The organism is Paludisphaera soli (assembly GCF_011064595.1).
Taxonomy (GTDB): domain Bacteria; phylum Planctomycetota; class Planctomycetia; order Isosphaerales; family Isosphaeraceae; genus Paludisphaera; species Paludisphaera soli.
In genome coordinates this window covers 130,562-151,046 of the sequence record NZ_JAALJI010000008.1, presented here as the reverse complement: position 1 = coordinate 151,046, position 20,485 = coordinate 130,562, and the positions used below count along the sequence as shown (strand labels likewise).

Sequence of the window (20,485 nt, the reverse complement as noted above, 5' to 3'; positions counted from 1 at the left end):
GAATGCCCCGCCGGGCGAGTGGACGGAGCGGAAGGGGGCGTCTACAATAAGGTTCCGCGAAGGGGCGGGGGCGGGAGGTCCGCCCCCGGCGAGTCGACGAGCCATGGGGGGCGGATTCGATGTCGGAATCGTCGGATCGGGCCTTGCTGGACCTCATCCGCCGCCGGGGCCCGCTGACCGTCTGCGAGATGTCCGAGGAGACGGGCGTGACCGGGACCGCGGTGCGGAACCGGCTGTCGCGGCTGCTCGGGGCCGGGTTGGTGGAGAGGAAGACTCGCCAGGACGGCCGGGGACGCCCCAAGCACACCTACCAGGCCAGCGTGGAGGCCCACAAGCGGCTGGGCCAGAACTACGCCGACCTCGCCGTGGCGCTCTGGGAGGAGATGATGGGGACGGTGGAGGACCGCAAGCTCCGCCGCGCCCTGTTCACGAGGATCACCGAACGCCTGGCCGAGATGTATCGGACCCAGGTCAAGGGGGACGGGTGGGAGGGTCGGCTGACGCAACTCAGCGGCCTGCTCCAGGTCCGGGGGGTCGAGGCCGAGGTGGCGCGGGACCATGAGGGCCTGCCGCCCTACCTCCGCCAGCACTCCTGCCCGTACTACGAGCTGGCCGAGCTGGATCGGGCCATCTGCGCCCTGGAGCGGAAGATGTTCGAGAAGGTGCTGGGGCGGGGCCTGAAGCTCAGCCAGTGCCGGCTCGACGGCGGCCGCTCGTGCGACTTCGAGGCCAAGCCGACGGTCCCGGCCTCGCTGGTCCTGGAGCCGAAGCCCCCGGGGTTCGCGTCGCGATCATACGAAGAGGACGTCAACAGGGTCTAATGCTGATGAGCAAGGTACTTCGGATCGAGAATCTGCGCGTCGCCATCGAGGGCAAGGAGATCCTCCGCGGGGTCGACCTGACCATCAAGCAGGGCGAGGTCCACGCGCTGATGGGCCCCAACGGCTCGGGCAAGAGCACCCTGAGCTACGCCCTGATGGGCCACCCCAACTACGAGGTGACGGGGGGCTCGGTCACGATCGACGGCGAGGACGTCCTCGGCATGGAGCCCGACGAGCGGGCCAAGGCCGGGGTCTTCCTGGCCTTCCAGTACCCCACGGCGATCCCCGGCGTCACCGTGGCCAACTTCCTCCGCCACGCGGTCACCAACGTCCGCAACCCGGAGCGCAAGGAAGGCCAGGACCTGATCCCGATGCGCGACTTCCGCAAGGAGATGCGCCAGGAGATGGACGAGCTGGGCATGGACCACGAGTTCGCCCGCCGGTACCTCAACGAGGGCTTCTCCGGCGGCGAGAAGAAGCGGGCCGAGATCCTCCAGCTCGCCATGCTCCGCCCCGCCTTCGCCGTCCTCGACGAGACCGACAGCGGCCTGGACATCGACGCCGTGCGGATCGTCTCCGAGGGGGTCAACCGGGTCTCGGCCAAGCACTCGACCGGCGTCCTGGTCATCACCCACTACGAGCGGATCCTGACCTACATCAAGCCCCAGTTCGTCCACATCCTCTTCGGCGGCCAAATCGTCGAAGAAGGGGGCCCGGAGCTGGTCAAGCAGCTCGAGGCCGAGGGCTACGACTGGATCCGCGCCAAGTATCCCGAGGCGGCCCGCCTCGCTGCGGAGCTCGAGGCCTCCCAGCAGGACCAGGGCGTGGGCGTCTGACCGACCCGACGCCCCCGGCCCCGCCGACCGACCCCGCGACGCCCGCCACCGGCGTCGCGGCCGTTCCGAACACACGCGAAGGGAAGAGACGCGGGGACGACCCCCCTACGACGAAGGGAACCGACATGGCGACCGATCTGAACCTGCAGGTTGCGGGCATCAAGGACGAGTACAAGTACGGCTTCCGCGACTCCGACGACAACTACGCCTTCAAGAGCGGCAAGGGGCTCACGAAGGCCGTCGTCGAGCAGATCTCCGAGATGAAGAACGAGCCCGCCTGGATGCGGGAGTTCCGCCTCAAGGGGCTGGAGACGTTCCTCAAGAAGCCCACCCCCACCTGGGGCGGCGACCTCTCGGAGCTGAACTTCGACGACATCCGCTACTTCATGAAGGCCACCGACCGCCAGGGCCGCACCTGGGACGACGTCCCGGCCGAGATCAAGAACACGTTCGACAAGCTCGGCATCCCCGAGGCCGAGCGCAAGTTCCTGGCCGGCGTCGGCGCCCAGTACGAGTCCGAGGTGGTCTACCACAGCCTCCGCGAGGACCTCCAGGCGAAGGGGGTCATCTTCACCGACACCGACACGGCCGTCCGCGATTACCCCGACCTCGTCCGCGAGTACCTGGGCACGATCATCCCGATCGGCGACAACAAGTTCGCGGCCCTCAACTCGGCGGTCTGGAGCGGCGGCTCGTTCGTGTACATCCCCGCCGGCGTGAAGGTCGACATCCCGCTCCAGGCCTACTTCCGGATCAACGCCGAGAACATGGGCCAGTTCGAGCGGACGCTGATCCTCGTCGAGGAGGGCGCCCAGGTGCACTACGTTGAGGGCTGCACCGCCCCGATGTACTCCTCCGAGAGCCTCCACTCGGCCGTGGTCGAGATCGTCGTCAAGAAGGGCGGCCGCTGCCGCTACACGACGATCCAGAACTGGGCCAACAACATCTACAACCTCGTCACCAAGCGGGCCGTGGCCCACGAAGACGCGCTCATGGAGTGGGTCGACGGCAACCTCGGCAGCAAGCTGACGATGAAGTACCCGGCCGTCTACATGGTCGGCCCGGGCGCCCGCGGCGAGATCCTCTCGATCGCCTTCGCCGGCAAGGGCCAGCACCAGGACGCCGGCGGCAAGGTGGTCCACGCCGCCCCCCACACCAGCTCGCGGATCATCTCCAAGAGCATCAGCAAGAACGGCGGCCGGGCCAGCTACCGCGGCCTCCTGAAGGTCACCGACGGCGCCAAGGGCTCGAAGTCGAACGTCGTCTGCGACGCGCTCATCCTCGACCCCGCCAGCCGGTCCGACACGTACCCGTACATCGAGATCGACGAGGACGACGTCAAGATCGGCCACGAGGCCAGCGTCTCCAAGATCGGCGAGGAGCAGCTCTTCTACCTGCGGAGCCGCGGGCTCTCCGAGGCCGAGGCCTCCACGCTGATCGTCAGCGGCTTCATCGAGCCCCTCGTCAAGGAGCTGCCGATGGAGTACGCCGTCGAGATGAACAAGCTCATCCAGCTCCAGATGGAAGGCTCCGTCGGCTGACGAGCCTTCCGCGCGGCGACCGGACCGGGGCGGCTCGATTCGATCGGGCCGATCCGTCCCCCGGCCGCGGCGGGGGAGGCTCGGGCGCGGGCTCCGGGAGGCGCCGAAGCGTGGAGACCTTGAAGATCCGGCTGGCCTTCGGGGCCTTCCTGGCGTTCATGATCTCGGGCTTCTACTCGGTCAACGAGCTGCGTTACCTCATCTGGGGCCGGACCGCGCCAGGGCAGGTGGCCGAAGCCTACGTCGGGCCCGACCCGAATCGACGAGGTCGGGCCGAAGCCTTGATCGTCACCGTGACCTTTCGCGACCAGGACGGCGGGGCGAGGTCGGCGACCGACGTCGTCCACGGCGACTCCGAGATCTCGGTCGGCGACGAGGTGCCGGTCCAGTACGTCCCGGGCTCCGAATACGCCGTACGGCTGGCGGGGAATCGGCAGCTTGCCCCGGTCTTCCTCTTCCTGGGCTGCCTGGGCGCCCTCGCCGTCTTCATCGGTCTGCTGATCCGCGAGGCCAACGAGCCCGTCAAGAATAACCGCCGTCGAGCCCCCCGCCGGGCCTGAAATCGATCCATCGAATCATTTTGACGACGTTCAAGTTCTGGAAGCAACATGAGCAGCACCTCCCCCGCGACGACGACGGCGCCGACCGGTTTCTCGGAAGAAGCCTTCGAAACCTTCCTGCAGGGCCGCGACGAGCCCGGGTGGCTGGTCGACCGCCGCCGCGAGGCGTTCGCGCGGTTCAAGGCCTTCGCCTGGCCGACCTCGCGCGACGAGGAGTGGCGGCGGACCGACGTCCGCGCGTTCAAGCTCGACGCCTTCGCCCCCCCCGCCCTCCACGAGCCGGGCCCGGCCGCGAAGGCCGCGTTCGAGCCCCTGTGGAAGTCGCTCAGCTCGCACTACGGGACCGGCGTCGCGCACGTCGACGGCGCGGTCGTCCGCAAGCCCGACCCGGCCAGTCTCGGCGGCGCGGTCTTCGTCGACCTGGAGACGGCCGTCAAGGACCATCCCGAGATCCTCCGGAAGCACCTCCTGACCGACGTCGTGAAGCCCTCCGACGACGTCTTCGCGGCGCTCCACGGGGCCTTCTGGAGCGGCGGCTCGCTGCTCTACGTCCCCGAGGGGGTCAAGGTCGAGCTGCCGCTCTTCAGCATCGCGGGCCTCTCGGCGGACGGCCGGGTCGATTTCGGCCACACGCTCGTCGTGCTGGAGGACGGGGCCGAGGCGACGCTCGTCCGCGAGACCGCCAGCGTCGGCCGGGGCGAGACGCCGGGGCTCCACGTCGGGGCGCTCGAGGTGCTCCAGGGGGCGGCGTCGAAGCTCACCCTGGTCAACATCCAGAACTGGGACGACGCCACCTGGCACTTCACCCGCGAGCGGGCGGTGGTGGGCAAGGACGCGTCGCTGCAGTGGACCGTGGGCGCCCTCGGGTCGCGGCTGTCGAAGGTGAATCAGGAGGTCGCCCTGGCCGGAGAGGGCTCCGCGGCCCAGGTCAACGGCGTCATGTTCACGACCGGCAGGCAGCACCTGGCCTACTTCACCCGGCAGGATCACCAGGCCCCCCACACGACCAGCGACCTCCTCTACAAGGGGGGCCTCAAGGACCGCTCGCGGGTCGTCTGGAAGGGCATGATCCGCGTCGAGAAGGACGCCCAGCGCACCGACGCCTACCAGAAGAACGACAGCCTGATCCTGTCCGACTCCGCCCGCGCCGACTCGATCCCCGGCCTGGAGATCGAGGCCAACGACGTCCGCTGCACGCACGGGGCGACGGCCGGCCGGGTCGACGAGGAGATGGTCTTCCTCTGCCAGGCCCGCGGCATCCCCCGGGCGACGGCGGTCCGGCTGATCGTCGAGGGCTTCTTCGCCAACGTCTACGACCGCATCACGCTCGAGCCCGTCCGCGAGACGCTCCGGCGCGCCGTCGCCGAGAAGCTCGGCAATTCTTGATCGCACGGAAAGCCAGGGAGTTTGTTCCGATGGGGGAAGATTACGCGCGTCCCGAAGTCCTGGTCTCGACCCAGTGGGTGCTGGACCACCTGGACGATCCCAAGGTGCGGATCGTCGAGAGCGACGAGGACCTGCTGCTCTACGACCTGGGCCACGTCCCGGGGGCGGTGCGGATCGACTGGCAGGGCGACCTGCAGGACCAGGTCCTCCGCGACTACATCGACGCCGAGAAGTTCGCCGAACTCTGCTCGAAGAACGGCATCGCCGAGGACACGACGGTCGTCTTCTACGGCGACAAGTCGAACTGGTGGGCCTGCTACGCCTTCTGGGCCTTCACCCTGTTCGGCCACAAGGACCTGAGGGTCATGAACGGCGGCCGGAAGCTCTGGATCGACGAGAGCCGGCCGATCTCCCGCGAGACGCCGAAGTACCCGAGGACCGAGTACAAGGTCGCCGGCGGCGACGAGCCGGCCATCCGCGCCTTCCGCGACGACGTGCTCGAGCACATCCGCGCCAAGCGGCCCCTGATCGACGTGCGCAGCCCCAAGGAATACACCGGCGAGATGCTCCACATGGAGGACTATCCGCAGGAGGGTTCGCTCCGCGGCGGCCACATCCCGGGCGCGAAGAGCGTCCCCTGGAGCCGCGCCGTCAACGAGGACGGCACGTTCAAGTCGGCCGCCGAGCTGAGGGCCCTGTACGAGGGCGAGGCCGGCCTGAAGCCGAGCGACGACGTGGTCGCCTACTGCCGGATCGGCGAGCGCTCCAGCCTGGCCTGGTTCGCCCTGACCTACCTGCTGGGCTACCCCCGGGTCCGGAACTACGACGGCTCGTGGACCGAATGGGGCAACCTGGTCCGCGTCCCCATCGAGCGCGGGGCCGGCGCCTGAAGAACCCGACTTGCCCGACCCCCGCCCTGTGGTGAAGAATGGAAACGAACCCGGAAGGACGGCGATCCGCCCGATCCGCCGGCGTCGCGCGTGCGACGTGCGGCGCAGGTCGAGGCCGGACGCCGCCCTCGCCGGCCCCGGCCCCGGCCCTCTCCCCCAGCCGGAAGGAGCAGACGAATCCCATGCCCGCCGCACTCGACGCCATCCTCACGGAACTCCGCGAGTCCGACCGCCAGGAGCGGATCGACCTGCTCATCGACTTCTCCAAGAACCTGCCCCCGCTGCCGCCGGAGCTGGAAGCCCGCAGGGACGCCGAGCACCGCGTCGAGGAGTGCCAGTCGCCGGTCTACCTCTTCGTCGAGATGATCGGCGACCGCGTGGCCCTGTACGGCGACGCCCCCGCCGAGGCCCCGACCGTCCGCGGCTTCGTCTCGCTCCTGCTGGAGGGGCTCAACGGGGCCTCCCCGGAAGAGGTCCTGAAGGTCCCCGGCGACCTCGTCGACCTCTGCGGACTGACCGAGGTCCTGGGCATGCTCCGGGTCCGCGGTTTGAGCGGCGTCCTGCGGCGCATCAAGCGCGACGTGACCCGGGTCGCGTTCGCCCACAACGGCTCCACATCTTGACCTGATCGGACGGGACGAACACCCATGTCGGAAGCCGTGAAGATCGCCGAGACGGCCGAGCTGGCCCCCGGCGGCAAGAAACTGGTCGACGTCGACGGCCACGCGCTCGCCCTGTTCCGCGTCGGCGACGACTACTACGCCGTCGACGACGTCTGCACGCACGACGGCGGCCCGCTCGCCGAAGGCGACCTGGAGGGGACGGAGATCGAGTGCCCCCGCCACGGCGCCCGCTTCGACGTCCGCACCGGGGCCGTGACCTGCTTCCCGGCCGTCGAGCCGGTCCCCACCCACCCGGTCGAAGTCCGCGACGACGGCGTCTACGTGCGGATCGACGACTGAACCGAACGACCCGATCCGACCCGACACCGAGCGAGGAGCCCCGCGATGATCGAGCATGAGACGCTCGTCCAGGCCCTGAAGACCGTCATCGACCCCGAGTTGAACGTCAACGTAGTCGACCTGGGCCTGGTCTACTCGATCCAGGCGGGGGAAGACCACGCCGACGTCGAGATGACCCTGACCTCGCCGGCCTGCCCGATGGGGCCGGAAATCCTCCGCAACGCGGTCGCCGCGCTCGAGAAGGTCGAGGGGGTGGCCAAGGCCAACGTCAAGCTCGTCATGTCCCCGCCGTGGACCCCCGACCGAATGTCCGACGACGCCCGCGACGAGCTGGGCATGTATTGATCCCGCCCTCCCATGATCGCCAGCGAGTTTGCATCCCCGCGCCGCCGCGGCGGGTGATCTCGCGGAATGGGAAGGTTAGGTTGATAAATATGGCGATTGTCGCTCCTGGGCACCCTGGGCGCGTGGATGCGTTGCCCGGACGCCACGCGGCGGACGTTCGGTCCTGTAAAAAGCTGCGCCGATACTGACGGCGTGGTCCCGGTGTGTTAAGTTGGCCCAGCATGGGTGGGAGGTGAGCGAGCGTCGATCCGCCGGGAATCCCTCAAGGTCGTCTCGGGCGTGAAGTCCTGCCGTCCATAAGGTTTTGGGGCTCTTCGCTTCAAGCCTATCTTTTCGAGACCAACGACCCAGGGTGTGGGGCCCAGTGGCTCCCTTTTACGGGATCGAGCGCCGTGGCTCGGAAGAAGACTCCTAAAGTCCGCCTCAGCATCAAAACGTCCCTTTCGCGACGCCTCCGGGAGATCCGACAGGAACTCTTCGGCGATCACGGTGGGCCGGAACTGGCGCGCCGGCTGAACCTGCCCGCGCGCACCTGGTACAACTACGAGACCGGCGTGACCGTCCCCGCCGAGGTCCTGCTGGCGTTCATCGAGCTGACCGGGGCCTCGCCGACCTACCTCGTCTCGGGCGAAGGCGCCCGTTACGTCAGCCCGCTCGAGGATCACCGCGTGGCCGACCTCTCCTCGGTCGAGCTGATCCGCCGAGGGCTGGAGAAGCTGGAGCGGGAGCGGGCGGTCCAGCCGACCCCGAAGCCCGCCGCCGACCACTCCGGCGATGTCGAGGCGATGGAATTCCTGGCGGTGAGCATCTACCCTCTCGAGGAGCTGGCCCGCCCGACGCCCGACCCGACGCACGTGGAGGGCCGGGTGCTGGCCTACCCCCACTGGTTCCCGAACCCGTCGGAGACGATCGCCGTCCGCGTCGGCGACGATTCGATGAGCCCGATCCTGCCCGAAGGCTCGATCGTCGCCATCGACCGGACCGAGCAGGACCCGACCTCGCTCCAGGGGAGGATCGTCGCCGCACGACATGAGGGCCGGCTGCTCATCCGCTGGCTGGACGTCAGCGGTCGCCACGTCATCCTCCGGCCCAACCAACCGGGACGCGATCATCCGCTCGTGGCCGTCGAGGTCGACGAGCAGCCGGCCGATTTCCTCGTCGGCCGGGTCGTCTGGTCCTGGAGCCGGTTCGCCGAGGACTGAGCCGGCTCCCCGAGCGAGGCGAGCCATGCCGCCCCCCCGCCCCTCCCCCTTGCGCCCGGAACAAATCTGGCGATCGGCGCGCGAGCCGCTGTTTTGGCTCGACCCGGACCTCCGCGTCGCCTGGGTGAACCCGGCCTTCGAGGAACTGACCGGGTTTCCGGCCGATGCGATCGTCGGCGTCTCCTGCCCGGCTCACGGGCCGTCGGGCGATGGGGACGTCGTGGAACTGGCGGCCGGCCTCGCGCCGCCGCCCGAGGCCCTCGCGGGGCGTGCCTCCTGGGCCCCCTCGCTCCTCGTCCGTCCCGACGGCGCGGGCGTGCGACGGGTCCTGGCCTTCCTGCCGTTTTGCGACCCCCAGGGCGAACTGCTCGGCGTGCTGGGCCGGGTGCTCGACGCCGACGCGCGGCCCGAGCCGTCGCCGGCCGAGGCCGAATCGGAGGCCCACGCCCTCCGCGTCCGCCTGATGGACGCGCGTGCGGCGCTCCGGGCCCGCCACGGTTTCGACTCCCTGCTGGGAGGCGGGCCGGCGCATCGCCGGCTGCTGGAGCAGCTCCGGGTCGCCGCCGGGTCGGGGCGGCCGACCCTGTTCGTCGGCGAGCCCGGGGTCGGCAAGCGGCACGCCGCGCGCGTCGTGCACCAGCTCGGGGCGGGCGACGGCTCGACCCTCCGCGCCTTCGACTGCGAGGCCCTCCCCGCCGCGATCCTGGATCGCGAGCTATTCGGGCCGGTCGATCCCGAGGCCCCCCCCTCGCGGCCCCGCCTCGCCGCGGCCGACGGCTCGTCGATCCTCGTCGGCGACCTCGCGGCCCTGCCGCGCGACCTCCAGGCCAGGCTTGCCGCCGCGCTCGAGGGCGACGAGGGCCGCGTCCGGGTCCTGGCCGTGGCGACCGGCGATCCCGAGGCCGCCGTCCGCTCGGAGATCCTCCGGGAAGACCTGTACCTGGCCCTCTCGGTCCTGGTCGTCCACCTCTCCCCGCTCCGCGACCGCCGCGATGACATCCCCCTGCTCGCCCAGAACTTCCTGGAGCGCCTGAATCGCCGGGGAGGCCGCCAGCGCCCCGGCTTCGCGAGGGCCGCCGAGGACATTCTGGCCGCCTACCACTGGCCGGGCAACCTCCGCGAGCTGGCGCGGGTCGTCGAGCACGCGCACGGCCGGGGCGGCCCGAGCCTGATCGTCGTCGAAGACCTGCCGGCCGACATCCGGGGCCATCTGGGCGACGCCTACCCGGCCCCGAAACCAGCCCCGCCCCGTCCCCTCGACGAGACCCTGGTCGAGGTCGAGCGGCGGCTGATCGAGGACGCCCTGGCGCGCTGCCGCCGGAACAAGTCGCGGGCCGCCGAGATCCTCGGCGTCTCCCGGCCGAGACTCTACCGACGCCTCAAGGAGCTGGGCTTCCCGGACGTCGAGGAGGAGGGCTGAGCCTCGGTTCGCCTTCTCAGGGGCCCGGTTTTCTGGTACGGAAACCGTCGGCGCGAGCGACCGCGCCGCGACGATCCCTGGCAGGTCCCCAGGGGCCCCTCCACACCGAGCACGGAAGCGAGCGACCTCGGATGAAGATCTTCATCTCGGCCGGAGAGCCCAGCGGCGATCTGCACGCCGCCAACCTGATCCACGCCATCCGCGAGCGCGCCCCGGACGCCGAGTTCGTCGGCTTCGGCGGCCCGAAGATGACCGAGGCGGGGGCGACCCTGCTCTACCCGCTGGTCAACCTGGCGATCATGTGGTTCCTCTCCGTGTTCCTGAACATCGCCACCTTCCTGAGGCTGCTCGCCCAGGCCGACCGCTATTTCCGCGACGAGAAGCCCGACGCCGTCGTCCTGGTGGACTACCCGGGGTTCAACTGGTGGATCGCCCGCAAGGCCCACGCGCGGGGGGTCCCGGTCTTCTATTTCGTCCCTCCCCAGCTCTGGGCGTGGGCCGGCTGGCGGGTGGAGAAGGTCCGCCGGTTCGTGGACATGGTGCTGTGCAGCCTGCCGTTCGAGCCGGCCTGGTATCGCGAGCGCGGGTATCCGAACGCCGTGCACGTCGGCCACCCCTACTTCGACGAGCTGTGCGAGCGCGACCTCGACGAGAAGTTCACGACGTCGCAGGAGGCCCTCGGCCGGCCGCTGCTGGCGATCCTGCCGGGATCGCGGACGCTGGAGCTGAAGCGGAACCTGCCGATCCTGGCCCGCGCCGCGGCCAAGCTGACGAGGTCCCGGCCCGACGTCCGGTTCGCCGTGGCCTGCCTGCACGAGAAGCATCGCACCCTGTCCGAATCGATCCTCGCCGACGCGCTGGCCGACGCCGCGGTGGACGGCCTCCCCTCGCCCGACCTGGAAGTTTTCGCCGGCCGGACTCCCGAGCTGATCCGGGTCGCCGACGTCGCCTGGTCGGTCTCCGGCTCGGTCAGCCTGGAGCTGATGATGGAGGCCCTGCCGACCGTCATCCTGTACAAGGTCCGGCCGATCGACCTGGTGATCGCCCGGCCGTTCATCAAGGCGAAGTACATCACCCTCGTCAACCTGCTGGCCGACTCCGAGCTGATGCCCGAATACCTGACCAGCAAGGACGTCTCCGACGACCTGGTCGGCCACGCCGAGAAGTGGTTGGGCGATCCCGAGGCCATGGCCCGCACCACGGCCGACCTGGCCGCGCTCCGCTACACGGCGGCCCGTCCGGGCGCGACCTCGCGGGCGGCCGAGGCGATCCTCGCCCGGCTCCGCGGCCCGGCGCCGGACGACGCGGCGTATCGCGGCCCGCACTCCCGCGCCGTCAGCCTGGAGTCCGTCGAGGACCCCGGCGCGGCTTGAATCCGTGCGGGCCGGGCGGGGCTCAGGACCCAGCCCGTTCGCGTGCTTCCATGTGCATCCTCAGGTAGGATCGGGGCTCGACGGCGGTCAGCCCCAGCTTCGCGGCCAGGTCCAGGACGGCCTGCTGGGCGTTCGGCAGGTCGTCGCGGCCGTGGGCGAGGGCCTCGATCTCGGCGAAGTCGCCGAGGCCCTCCGCGCGGTCGAGGGCGATCTCCAGGTCGAGGTCCTCGAACCGCAGGCGGAACGAGGTCCGCCGCTTGCGGACCACGGCCACGCGCCGGAAGCCCAGCCGGTCGAACATCCGGGCCAGCTCCTCGTAGCGTTCCGGGCCGGCGTCGAAGGGGATCTCGATCTCCTCGCGGGTCTTCGTCGGGCCGGCTTCCTTGGGCCCCTTGTAGGTGACCCGGTTGTCGTGGCCGACGCGACGGAGGCGGAACGCCTCGTTGGTCGCCGCGAAGTCGCGCGCGGGGTGGTTCAGGTAGGAGTCCTCCTGGTCCACGCCCGCGACCGCCTCGGCGCCGAGCGCCCTCAGCGCGTCGGCCAGCCGATCGTGGTCGACGTCGCGATACTTCACCTCGACTTCGAAGCTCATGGTCCGGCCTTCCGGGGCGGCCTGGGGGTCGGGCCGTCGCCCGCGAGTCCGCATCGCGGGCGGCCCGACGCGAAGCGTCAAGCCACCATAACGGAACGTCGACGCGCCCCGCCACCCGGGATCCCCGGCCGAGGCCCTCGCCCGGCCGGGACTCGGCTCGATCCTTGCAAGGGATGGGAGCCGTCGCGTCGGCGGGCTCGGAAGTCCGGCCGTCGCGACGGCCGAACCCCGAAACGACCATTCCGAGGATAACCCCGCCGATGCCGATCCACCTGCCCCCCACCTCGCGTCGCTCGTTCCTCGGGGGCGTCGCCTTTGGCGGGGCCGCGATGATCCTGCCCCACCCCCGCCGACGAGCTGAGGCCGACGAGCCCGATCGGGGGGGCGATTACCTGGCCCTGCTGGCCGACACGCACATCAGCCACGACCCCGGCATGGTGGTCGGCGAGGCGTACAACCCGAGCGACAACCTGCGAGCGGCGGTCGTCGACGTCCTCTCCCGGCCTCGCCCCCCCGTCGCCGTGGTCGTGGCCGGCGACCTGGCGATCAAGGACGGTCGGGAGGGGGACTATCGCCAGTTCCTCTCCCTGGTCCAGCCGCTGCGCGATCGAGGCGTCCCCGTGCACCTGATCCTGGGGAACCACGACGACCGCGAGAACTTCCGGAAGGTCGTCGCCGATCCCGGCGCGGCGCGTCCGGGGACGGTCGAGGACCGCTGCGTGGGGGTCGTCGAGGCGGCCGGGATGCGGCTCGTGCTGCTGGACTCGCTGGACGTGGTGAACCTCGCGCCCGGCCTGCTCGGCGACCCCCAAAGGGCCTGGCTGGCGAAGGCCCTCGACGCCGAGCCCGACGCGGCGACCCTGGTGCTCGTCCACCACAATCCCGCGGCCGACTCGCTCGCGAGCCTGAAGGCGCTGGCCGACACCGATCTCTTGATGGAGATCCTCCGGCCCCGCAAGCAGGTGAAGGCCCTGGTGTTCGGCCACACGCACGCCTGGCGGCGGGGCCTGGACGACGGGCTCCACCTCGTCAACCTGCCGGCGGTCGCCTACCCCTTCGACGAGCCCCAGCCGCTGGGCTGGTGCCGGCTCGAATCCCATCAAGACGGCCGGGGCGCGACGATCGAGCTGCGGTGCATCGGCGGCGATCGTTCGAAGCACGGCGAGCGGGCCGAACTGGCCTGGCGCGGGGCCTGAATCCCGCCGCGAGGACCGGGGCCGCGATCTCGCGGCGCCCGGGGCGTGCGGAAAAGCGCCGCGCCGACGGGGCGCAAGGCGGTTGACTCCAGGCCGCTCCGGCAACGTGATTGGTAAGCGATTGACGGGGTGGGGCGCCTCGCTACAATCGGGATCGTCGTCGCCGGCCCCGTCCGCACCGGACGGGGCCCGGCTCGGACCCACAAGGCTTACAACGAGGTGAATCGTGATCATCATCCCCAGGGAAGAGGGCGAAGGCGTCATGATCGGCGACGACGTGGTCGTCACGGTCGTGGAGATTCGGGGCGACCGGGTGCGGTTGGCCATCGAATATCCGGACGGCACGTCCGTCGAGCGTGGGGAAGCTCGATCTCGGATTCGGATGTATCGCGACGTCGAAATCTCGTCGCTCTCGTCGTGAACCGCCCCGGGCGAGGCGCGCCGTTCAGAACGCCTCGCCGTAGGCCGCCGTGCGGAAGACCTCCACGGCCTTCTCGACCGCCAGGCCCTTGATCTTCAGCCGGCCATCTCCCCCGTCGCGAGTGGAGGGCCTGTACGTCTCTCCGAGGCCCACTTCCTCGGCCTGCCGCAGGTGCTGCACGCCGTTGGTCTCGAAGCCCAGCAGGAACGCCCCCACCGAGTCGACGGCCGTCGCGTTGCGGCCGGCGATCACCAGGCCCGTCTCCACCGCCTTGCCGTCGATCGGCCCCGTGCCGATCATCGCCGGGTGGCCGGAGACGATCGCCAGGTGGATCGGGAACCGCATCGCCATCCCGACCAGGAACGCCTGCTTATCCTTGAGGATGTTGTGCGGGTGCTTCTTCTGCTCCACGCGGGGGTAGCCGTAGAACTCCGCGCAGGGGTAGCTCATGGCGATGTTCTTGATCGCCATGGTCACCGTGGCCGTGCGGTGCACCTTGAGCTGGGCGAGCGAGACCACCCGCTCGTACTCCAGCACGCGGGGGTTCACCACGATCTTCCGCTGGGGCCCGTACGGCAAGTCGACCTCGAGGAACGGCGGCTGGTTGTGGTCGAAGAACTCGACCCCCTCGGCCGCGATCACCTCGTCGTAGCCCAGGATCTTGAAGACTTCGGGCGTCTTCTTCGCCCCCGAGCCTCCCGAGACGACGATCGACTTCGGGCGGAGGGTCTTGATGTGGCGGATCGTCGCCCGGAGCGTGTCGGCCTGGGTGCAGGCCTTCGTGTCGTCAGGCTCGGCCGTCGTGTCGTTGGGCTTGATGCAGACGACCTTGTCGCGGAAATCGTCCAGGTCCAGGTGGCCGAGCGCCTCGGCGATCCCCTTGTCGGGGTCTCCGGGCCGGTCGGCGATCGCCACGATCAGGTCTTCGTCGGGATGCACCATCGCGGTCGGTCCTCGTCTCTTCAACGGGTGATCGTTCAATCACTTCATCCGATGCAGACCTCGTGCCGCCGCAGCCGACGGGAGGGATCTTCGTCGCTTTCCCGGAGCATGCGGGGCCGGGGCCGGCGTTGACCTTCCCGGGGTCGCGGGGGGCCGCTAGAATGCGCAGCGGAGTTCGCCGACCCGGATGCGTCACCGCAACGGCGCGGTCGCGGGGCGTCGGTCGGGCTCCCCATTCTCATCGAGGACGAGAATGACCGTTCGCGAGCTGGAGCTCTATGCGACCGAGGATCTCATCGAGGAACTCCTCGGCCGCACCACGTTTCAGGGCGTCGTCATCCACTCCCGTGACGACGCGGGCAACCATCCCCGACCGGACGAGACGACGTACAGCGTCCGGTTCAATCGCAACTTCCAGACCGAGGAAGTCGGGCGCCTGCTCGACGTCCTCAGCCGCCGGCTCGCCGACGCGGTCTGACCCGTCATCCCCATCGCGGCGGGTCGTCCTCCCCCCCGCCCCCTCCATTCGCCCAGGATCATGAACATGGCGACCGAAGAAGAGCGCAAGCGCGCGTACAAGGCGTTCAAGAAGCGGCTCAAGATCGCCCGCCTCGACGACCATTCCGGGCTCAGCCCCGGCAGCAAGACCTCGCACATCGGCGGCATCACCCCCCCCGCCGGCCACCCGGCCGGCATCTGGGAGGAACTCGTCGCCGACGGCAAGCTCCGCCGCGAAGGGGGCGGCGTCTACTCGCTCGCCAACGAGATCTGACCAGGTGGCGAAGTCGTCGCGGGGGCCTTGCGGCGGGTCGTTGACCTCGACGCGCGACGGGGCCTAGAATCCCGTCATGTCGCCATCACATGCAAGCCCCGATCGCGTCGGAACGTCCTCCCGCCCCGCCAACCGCCTGGCGGGCGAGACCAGCCCCTACCTGCTCCAGCATGCGCGGAACCCGGTGGACTGGCTCCCCTGGGGGCCCGAGGCCCTCGCGCTGGCGAAGGCCGAGGACCGGCCGATCTTCCTGTCGATCGGCTACTCGGCGTGCCACTGGTGCCACGTCATGGAACGGGAGAGCTTCGAGAATCCGGACATCGCCCGGATCATGAACGCCCACTTCGTGAACATCAAGGTGGACCGCGAGGAACGCCCCGACCTCGACCAGATCTACATGAACGCCGTGCAGGCGATGACCGGCCACGGCGGCTGGCCGATGTCGGTCTTCCTGACGCCCGAGCTGGAGCCCTTCTACGGCGGCACCTACTTCCCCCCCACCGACTCGCGCGGGATGCCGGGATTCCCCCGCGTGCTCCTGAGCGTCCACCGGGCCTGGGCCGATCGCCGCGAGGACATCCGCAAGTCGGCCGCCGAGATGACGGCTCACCTGCGCAACGCGGCCGACGTCGGCCGTCGCGAGGGCGTCGCCGCACCGCTCTCGACGGGCCTGCTCGACAACGCGGCGACGGCCTTGATCCACTCGCTCGACGCGCAGCACGGCGGCTTCGGTCGCGCACCCAAGTTCCCGAACCCGATGAACCTGCGGGTGCTCCTCCGCCAGTACGCCCGCACCGGCGACGCCCAGGCCCTGCACGCCGCGACCCTCACCCTGGGCAAGATGGCGCGAGGGGGGATCTACGACCACCTGGGCGGGGGCTTCGCCCGCTACTCGACCGACGAGCGCTGGCTGGTCCCCCACTTCGAGAAGATGCTGTACGACAACGCCCTGCTCGCCTCGGCCTACGTCGAGGCCTTCCAGGCGACCGGCGAGGCCTCGTTCGCCCGCACCGCGCGGCATACCCTGAACTACGTTCTGGACCGGATGACCGACCCCGACGGCCCCTTCTACTCGACCGAGGACGCCGACAGCGAGGGCGAGGAGGGCAAGTACTACGTCTGGTCGCTGGGCGAGGTCCTGGAAGTCCTGGGCGTCGAGCAGGGGCGGAACTTCGCGCTGACCTACGACGTCTCGGCCCAGGGGAACTGGGATCGGAAGAACGTCCCGAACCTCCCCCGGTCGATCGCCGAGGCCGCCAAAGGCCTGAGGCGGGACCCCGAGGAGCTGGAGATCGAGCTGGCCGAGTCGCGAGCGAAGCTCCTGGCCGTCCGCGAGCGCCGGGTCGCCCCGGCCAAGGACACGAAGGTGCTGGTCTCGTGGAACGGCCTGGCCATCGCCGCGATGGCCCAGGCCGGCCGGGCTCTGGCCGAGCCTCGCTTCCTGGAGGCCGCCGAGCGCGCCTCGGCGTTCCTGCTGGACCGACTGCGGGCCCCGGACGGCCGGCTCCTGCACACCTCCAAGGACGGGGTGGCCAAGCTGGACGCCTACCTCGACGACTACGCCTGCCTGATCGACGGCCTCACGCGCCTCTACGAGGCCACCGGCACGGCACGCTGGATCGCGTCGGCCGTGGAGCTGGCCGGGGTTATGATCGCCGAGTTCCTGGACGAGTCCCACGGCGGCTTCTTCTTCACCGGCAAGAGTCACGAGACGCTCATCGCCCGCCAGAAGGGGCTGTTCGACGACGCGACCCCCTCGGGCAACGGCATGGCGGCGACCGCCCTGCTCCGCCTGGCCGCCTTGACGGGCCGCGAGGACTTCGAGCGGATCGGCCGCGAGGCGATCGAGGCCGCCGCGCCCGTGCTCGTATCGGCCCCGACGGCCGGCGGCCAGACCCTGATCGCACTGGACATCGCGCTCGCCCCGGGCCGGGAGCTGGCGATCGTCGCCGGGGCCGACCGCCGCGAGTTCGAAGCCGTTGTCGACGCCGCCTTCGGCCGGTTCCTCCCCCACGCCGTCGTCGCCCCGGCCCCGGCCGGAGGCCGCGAGGCCCTGGCCGACCTCGTCCCGCTCCTCCGGGACCGCACCGCCGTCGACGACCGCGTGACCTTCTACGATTGCGAGGCCCGCGCCTGCCGCGCGCCGGTCGTCGGGGCCGCGGCGGCCGTCGCGTCGCTCTCGGCCGGGAAGCCCGGGTGAGCTTGCCGGTCCGATCGAACCTCGACTAGACTTGAATGGTAGGAGGGCCGGCCGCCGACGATCTGCGGGCGAGCCGGCCGGGTTGGTAGCCGCAAACTGGGAGGCTCGCCGATGTCGAGACGGAGACGGATCTATCTGGCCCTGGCCGCAGCGGCCGTCGTGAGCCCGCTTTGCTGGGTGGCCGGCATGGGGACGACCCAGGGGGCCAAGCCCAAGGACGAGATGCTCGAACTCTACGGGCTGTTCGTCGACGCCGTCGAGAAGGTCGAGGCCAACTACGTCCGGCCGGTGAACCGCAAGGAGCTGCTGGAGAGTGCGTTGGAGGGGATGCTCCAGAACCTCGACCAGCATTCGTCGTACATCAACATGGGCGAATGGCAGCAGTTCCGCAAGCAGATCGAGGGGAAGTTCGGCGGCCTGGGCATCCAGGTCGGCATCGACCGCGACACCGGCCGGCTCCGGGTCATCGCGCCGATGGTCGGCACCCCGGCGTACGAGGCCGGCGTCCTGGCCGGCGACCTGATCCTGGAGATCGACGGCCACTCGACCGAGGGGATGAGCTCGGACAAGGCCGTGGAGACCCTGACCGGCCGCCCCGGCACCGACGTCGAGCTGAAGGTCCTGCACGACGGCTCCGACCAGCCGACCGACATCAAGCTCACCCGCGCGATCATCGAGGTCCCCAGCGTCCTGGGCGAGAGCCGCCAGAAGGACGGCAGCTGGGACTACATGCTCGATAAAGAGAAGAAGATCGGCTACATCCGCATCTCCAGCTTCATCCAGTCCACCGGCGACGAGGTCCGCAAGGCCCTCGACGCGCTCAAGGAGCAGGACGTGAAGGCCCTGGTCCTTGACCTCCGCGACAACCCGGGCGGTCTCCTGAGCGCGGCGGTCGAGGTCTCCGACCTGTTCCTGGACAAGGGGGACATCGTCAGCACCAAGGGACGCAACACGATCCCCAAGTCGTACGTCGCCCAGCAGGACAGCCCGTACGAGGCCCTGCCGATGGTCGTGCTGGTCAACCAGAACTCGGCCTCGGCGTCTGAGATCGTCTCGGCCGCGCTGCAGGACCACAAGCGGGCCGTGGTGGTGGGCCACCGCAGCTACGGCAAGGGCTCGGTCCAGAACATCATGGAGCTGGAGGACGGCAATAGCGTGCTCAAGCTGACCGTCGCCAGCTACCACCGCCCCTCCGGCGAGAACATCCACCGGTTCCGCGACGCCAAGACCACCGACAAGTGGGGCGTCTCGCCCGACCCGGACATGGAGGTGAAGCTCGCGCCGGCCGAGTACCGAGACTGGTTCCTCGCCCGACGCGCCCGCGACCTGCCGGCCCTCGCCAAGCTCGACCCCAAGAAGCCGGTCGAGGCCCAGTCCGACGCCGCCAAGGCCCAGGAGAACCAGGAGAAGTCGCAGGCCAAGGACGTGCCGAAGGACGACAAGCCCGCCGCCGATCCGACCAAGCCCGAGCCCCCCAAGGAGGCCGTGGCGGCCGACGGCGTCCCCCCGTTCGTCGACAAGGTGCTCGACAAGGCCCTGGAAGTCCTGAAGGGCAAGCTCGAAGCCCCGGCGCAGGCCCCGGCCGCCGAGGAGAAGAAGGCCGCGTGATTCTGTTGGCGATCGAGACGACCTGCGACGAGACCGGGGCGGCGGTCCTCGAAGGGCCGACGTTCCCGGACGCGGGGCCCCTCGCCGTCCCGCGCATCCTGTCGAGCGTGGTCTCCTCGCAGATCGGCCTGCACCAGCGGTTCGGCGGGGTGGTCCCCGAGATCGCCTCGCGGGCCCACGTCCGCCAGGTCGTGCCGATGATCGACGAGGCTCTGAAGCAGGCGGGGCTCGGCCTGAAGGACGTCGGCGCGATCGCCGTCGCCACCCGCCCCGGCCTGGTCGGCGCCCTGGTCGTCGGCCTGACCGCCGCCAAGGCCCTGGCCCTGGCGCTCGACGTCCCCTTGGTCGCCGTGGACCACCTGGAGGGGCACCTCTACGCCTGCCAGCTCGCCCACCCCGACCGCCAGGTCTACCCCTGCGTGGGCCTGGTGGTCTCCGGGGGCCACTCCAGCCTCTACGCCTGCAACGGCCCGGTCGATTGCGAACTGCTCGGCGGCACGATCGACGACGCGGCCGGCGAGGCCTTCGATAAGGTCGCCAGCCTGCTCGGCCTGGGCTATCCCGGCGGCCCCGAGATCGAACGCGCGGCGAAGGCCGGGAACCCGAAGGCGTTCGCCTTTCCCCGGTCGTTCCTGCGCGACCCCCGGCTGGCGTTCAGCTTCTCGGGGCTCAAGACGGCCGTCCTGTACGCCCTGCGGGGCCAGAACGAGGAGCGAGGGGCCGTCGAGCCCTCGCCCGAGCTGACCGCCGACCTCGCCGCCAGCTTCCAGGAGGCGGTGGTCGACGTCCTGGTCGCCAAGACGCTCCAGGCCCTGGATCGCACCGGGCTGGCCCGTCTCGGCGTGGGGGGGGGCGTGGCCGCGAACGGCCGTTTCCGGGAGAAGCTGGGCGCAGCCATGGCGAAGAAGGGGATCGAGACCTTCATCCCCCCCCTGGCCCTCTGCACCGACAACGCGGCCATGGCCGGCGTCGCCCTGCTCAAGCTGGCCGCCGGCCAGACCGCCGACCTCGACGTGGACGTGACCGCCGGCCTCGTCAGGCCCGCTCAGCGGGCCTGATCGAGCGGGCGGACCGGGCCGGTCTGTCAGGAAGGGGGCCGGCGGCCGGCGGCACCGCCGCCCGGCTTGAGGTGCATGCCCTGGTATGCGCGTTGCTGATCATCCAGCGTGCGGCGGCGGTCGAGCGCCTGCACCTGGCCGGGGGGAAGCTCCTGCGCCGGGATGTGCGGACCCTGGCGGAACGAGTTCGGGCCGTGGTGAAGCGAACGCATGGGCGCGGCCTCCGAGGGTGAAAGGACGGGGAGCAGCCGACTTGGACCAGATGCGACTTGCCCGCCGCCGACTTTGCCCGACAATGTTTGTGCGGCTTGCCCAGACTGGCGAGCCGTCACGATGGAGGGGCGGCGAGGGAAGCCTTGA

22 protein-coding genes are annotated in these 20,485 nt (G+C 70.2%); 19 read left to right on the top strand and 3 right to left on the bottom strand.

Translation table 11 applies throughout. The features are described 5' to 3' along the window. Positions 1–119: 119 nt before the first annotated feature. The 12 genes from G6O68_RS13005 to lpxB all read left to right on the top strand — a co-directional run bounded on the left by G6O68_RS13005 (position 120) and on the right by lpxB (position 11,336). On the top strand, positions 120–821 hold the full coding sequence (locus tag G6O68_RS13005; RefSeq protein ID WP_165248376.1) for a helix-turn-helix transcriptional regulator: 702 nt from the start codon (positions 120–122) through the stop codon (positions 819–821). 5 nt (positions 822–826) lie between these two features. Continuing rightward, entirely contained in the window at positions 827–1,657 is an 831-nt protein-coding gene (gene sufC / locus G6O68_RS13000; RefSeq protein ID WP_165248374.1) for a Fe-S cluster assembly ATPase SufC, read from the top strand. Positions 1,658–1,782: 125 nt separating this feature from the next. Beyond that, complete coding sequence (gene sufB / locus G6O68_RS12995) at positions 1,783–3,198, top strand: Fe-S cluster assembly protein SufB (RefSeq protein WP_165248372.1); 1,416 nt, start codon at positions 1,783–1,785, stop codon at positions 3,196–3,198. Between the two features lie 110 nt (positions 3,199–3,308). After that, positions 3,309–3,758, top strand: coding sequence for a DUF3592 domain-containing protein (locus G6O68_RS12990; protein WP_165248370.1), 450 nt, complete (start codon positions 3,309–3,311; stop codon positions 3,756–3,758). Between the two features lie 48 nt (positions 3,759–3,806). Next, positions 3,807–5,144 (top strand): Fe-S cluster assembly protein SufD, encoded by a 1,338-nt coding sequence (sufD, locus tag G6O68_RS12985; RefSeq protein WP_165248368.1) that lies wholly within the window; start codon positions 3,807–3,809, stop codon positions 5,142–5,144. A gap of 29 nt (positions 5,145–5,173) precedes the next feature. Continuing rightward, on the top strand, positions 5,174–6,034 hold the full coding sequence (locus tag G6O68_RS12980; RefSeq protein ID WP_165248366.1) for a sulfurtransferase: 861 nt from the start codon (positions 5,174–5,176) through the stop codon (positions 6,032–6,034). Between the two features lie 182 nt (positions 6,035–6,216). Continuing rightward, positions 6,217–6,657, top strand: a complete 441-nt coding sequence (locus G6O68_RS12975; protein WP_165248364.1) for a SufE family protein — start codon at positions 6,217–6,219, stop codon at positions 6,655–6,657. A gap of 24 nt (positions 6,658–6,681) precedes the next feature. Next, positions 6,682–6,996 carry a non-heme iron oxygenase ferredoxin subunit gene (locus G6O68_RS12970; RefSeq protein WP_165248362.1) on the top strand — a complete coding sequence of 105 codons (315 nt, stop codon included), beginning with the start codon at positions 6,682–6,684 and terminating at the stop codon, positions 6,994–6,996. 45 nt (positions 6,997–7,041) lie between these two features. Then, positions 7,042–7,341, top strand: a complete 300-nt coding sequence (locus G6O68_RS12965) for a metal-sulfur cluster assembly factor (RefSeq protein WP_165248360.1) — start codon at positions 7,042–7,044, stop codon at positions 7,339–7,341. 392 nt (positions 7,342–7,733) lie between these two features. After that, positions 7,734–8,543 (top strand): S24 family peptidase, encoded by an 810-nt coding sequence (locus tag G6O68_RS12960; RefSeq protein WP_165248358.1) that lies wholly within the window; start codon positions 7,734–7,736, stop codon positions 8,541–8,543. Positions 8,544–8,568: 25 nt separating this feature from the next. After that, positions 8,569–9,963, top strand: coding sequence for a sigma 54-interacting transcriptional regulator (locus G6O68_RS12955; RefSeq protein ID WP_165248356.1), 1,395 nt, complete (start codon positions 8,569–8,571; stop codon positions 9,961–9,963). A gap of 131 nt (positions 9,964–10,094) precedes the next feature. Continuing rightward, positions 10,095–11,336, top strand: a complete 1,242-nt coding sequence (lpxB, locus tag G6O68_RS12950) for a lipid-A-disaccharide synthase (protein ID WP_165248354.1) — start codon at positions 10,095–10,097, stop codon at positions 11,334–11,336. Positions 11,337–11,358: 22 nt separating this feature from the next. Here the strand turns inward: lpxB and cyaB are convergent, their stop codons facing one another. Continuing rightward, a complete protein-coding gene (cyaB, locus tag G6O68_RS12945) occupies positions 11,359–11,928 on the bottom strand; it encodes a class IV adenylate cyclase (protein WP_165248352.1) in 570 nt (189 codons plus the stop codon). Between the two features lie 260 nt (positions 11,929–12,188). Between cyaB and G6O68_RS12940 the strand changes: the two genes are divergently transcribed. Together G6O68_RS12940 and G6O68_RS12935 are read left to right on the top strand one after the other, a co-directional pair. Then, positions 12,189–13,124 (top strand): metallophosphoesterase family protein, encoded by a 936-nt coding sequence (locus G6O68_RS12940; RefSeq protein ID WP_165248350.1) that lies wholly within the window; start codon positions 12,189–12,191, stop codon positions 13,122–13,124. A gap of 226 nt (positions 13,125–13,350) precedes the next feature. Beyond that, positions 13,351–13,545 (top strand): carbon storage regulator, encoded by a 195-nt coding sequence (locus G6O68_RS12935; RefSeq protein ID WP_165248348.1) that lies wholly within the window; start codon positions 13,351–13,353, stop codon positions 13,543–13,545. A 24-nt stretch (positions 13,546–13,569) separates the two neighbouring features. Here the strand turns inward: G6O68_RS12935 and G6O68_RS12930 are convergent, their stop codons facing one another. After that, positions 13,570–14,487: a DUF362 domain-containing protein gene (locus tag G6O68_RS12930; RefSeq protein WP_165248346.1), complete on the bottom strand. Its 918-nt coding sequence runs from the start codon at positions 14,485–14,487 to the stop codon at positions 13,570–13,572. A gap of 253 nt (positions 14,488–14,740) precedes the next feature. On the opposite strand from G6O68_RS12930, the gene G6O68_RS12925 reads away from it, so the two are divergent. From G6O68_RS12925 to tsaD, 5 genes are all read left to right on the top strand, one after another. Further along, positions 14,741–14,965 carry a hypothetical protein gene (locus G6O68_RS12925; RefSeq protein WP_165248344.1) on the top strand — a complete coding sequence of 75 codons (225 nt, stop codon included), beginning with the start codon at positions 14,741–14,743 and terminating at the stop codon, positions 14,963–14,965. Between the two features lie 66 nt (positions 14,966–15,031). Then, the gene (locus G6O68_RS12920) at positions 15,032–15,259 is read left to right on the top strand and encodes a hypothetical protein (protein WP_165248342.1); all 228 of its coding nucleotides are present in this window, start codon (positions 15,032–15,034) and stop codon (positions 15,257–15,259) included. A gap of 76 nt (positions 15,260–15,335) precedes the next feature. After that, a complete protein-coding gene (locus tag G6O68_RS12915; protein ID WP_165248340.1) occupies positions 15,336–17,459 on the top strand; it encodes a thioredoxin domain-containing protein in 2,124 nt (707 codons plus the stop codon). 111 nt (positions 17,460–17,570) lie between these two features. Further along, a complete protein-coding gene (locus G6O68_RS12910) occupies positions 17,571–19,067 on the top strand; it encodes a S41 family peptidase (RefSeq protein WP_240911161.1) in 1,497 nt (498 codons plus the stop codon). Continuing rightward, positions 19,064–20,125, top strand: a complete 1,062-nt coding sequence (gene tsaD, locus G6O68_RS12905; RefSeq protein WP_165248338.1) for a tRNA (adenosine(37)-N6)-threonylcarbamoyltransferase complex transferase subunit TsaD — start codon at positions 19,064–19,066, stop codon at positions 20,123–20,125. The genes G6O68_RS12910 and tsaD overlap by 4 nt, the downstream gene beginning before the upstream one ends. A 26-nt stretch (positions 20,126–20,151) precedes the next feature. Here tsaD and G6O68_RS12900 read toward each other — a convergent pair whose 3' ends face one another. Continuing rightward, complete coding sequence (locus G6O68_RS12900) at positions 20,152–20,337, bottom strand: hypothetical protein (protein WP_165248336.1); 186 nt, start codon at positions 20,335–20,337, stop codon at positions 20,152–20,154. Positions 20,338–20,485: the final 148 nt, after the last annotated feature.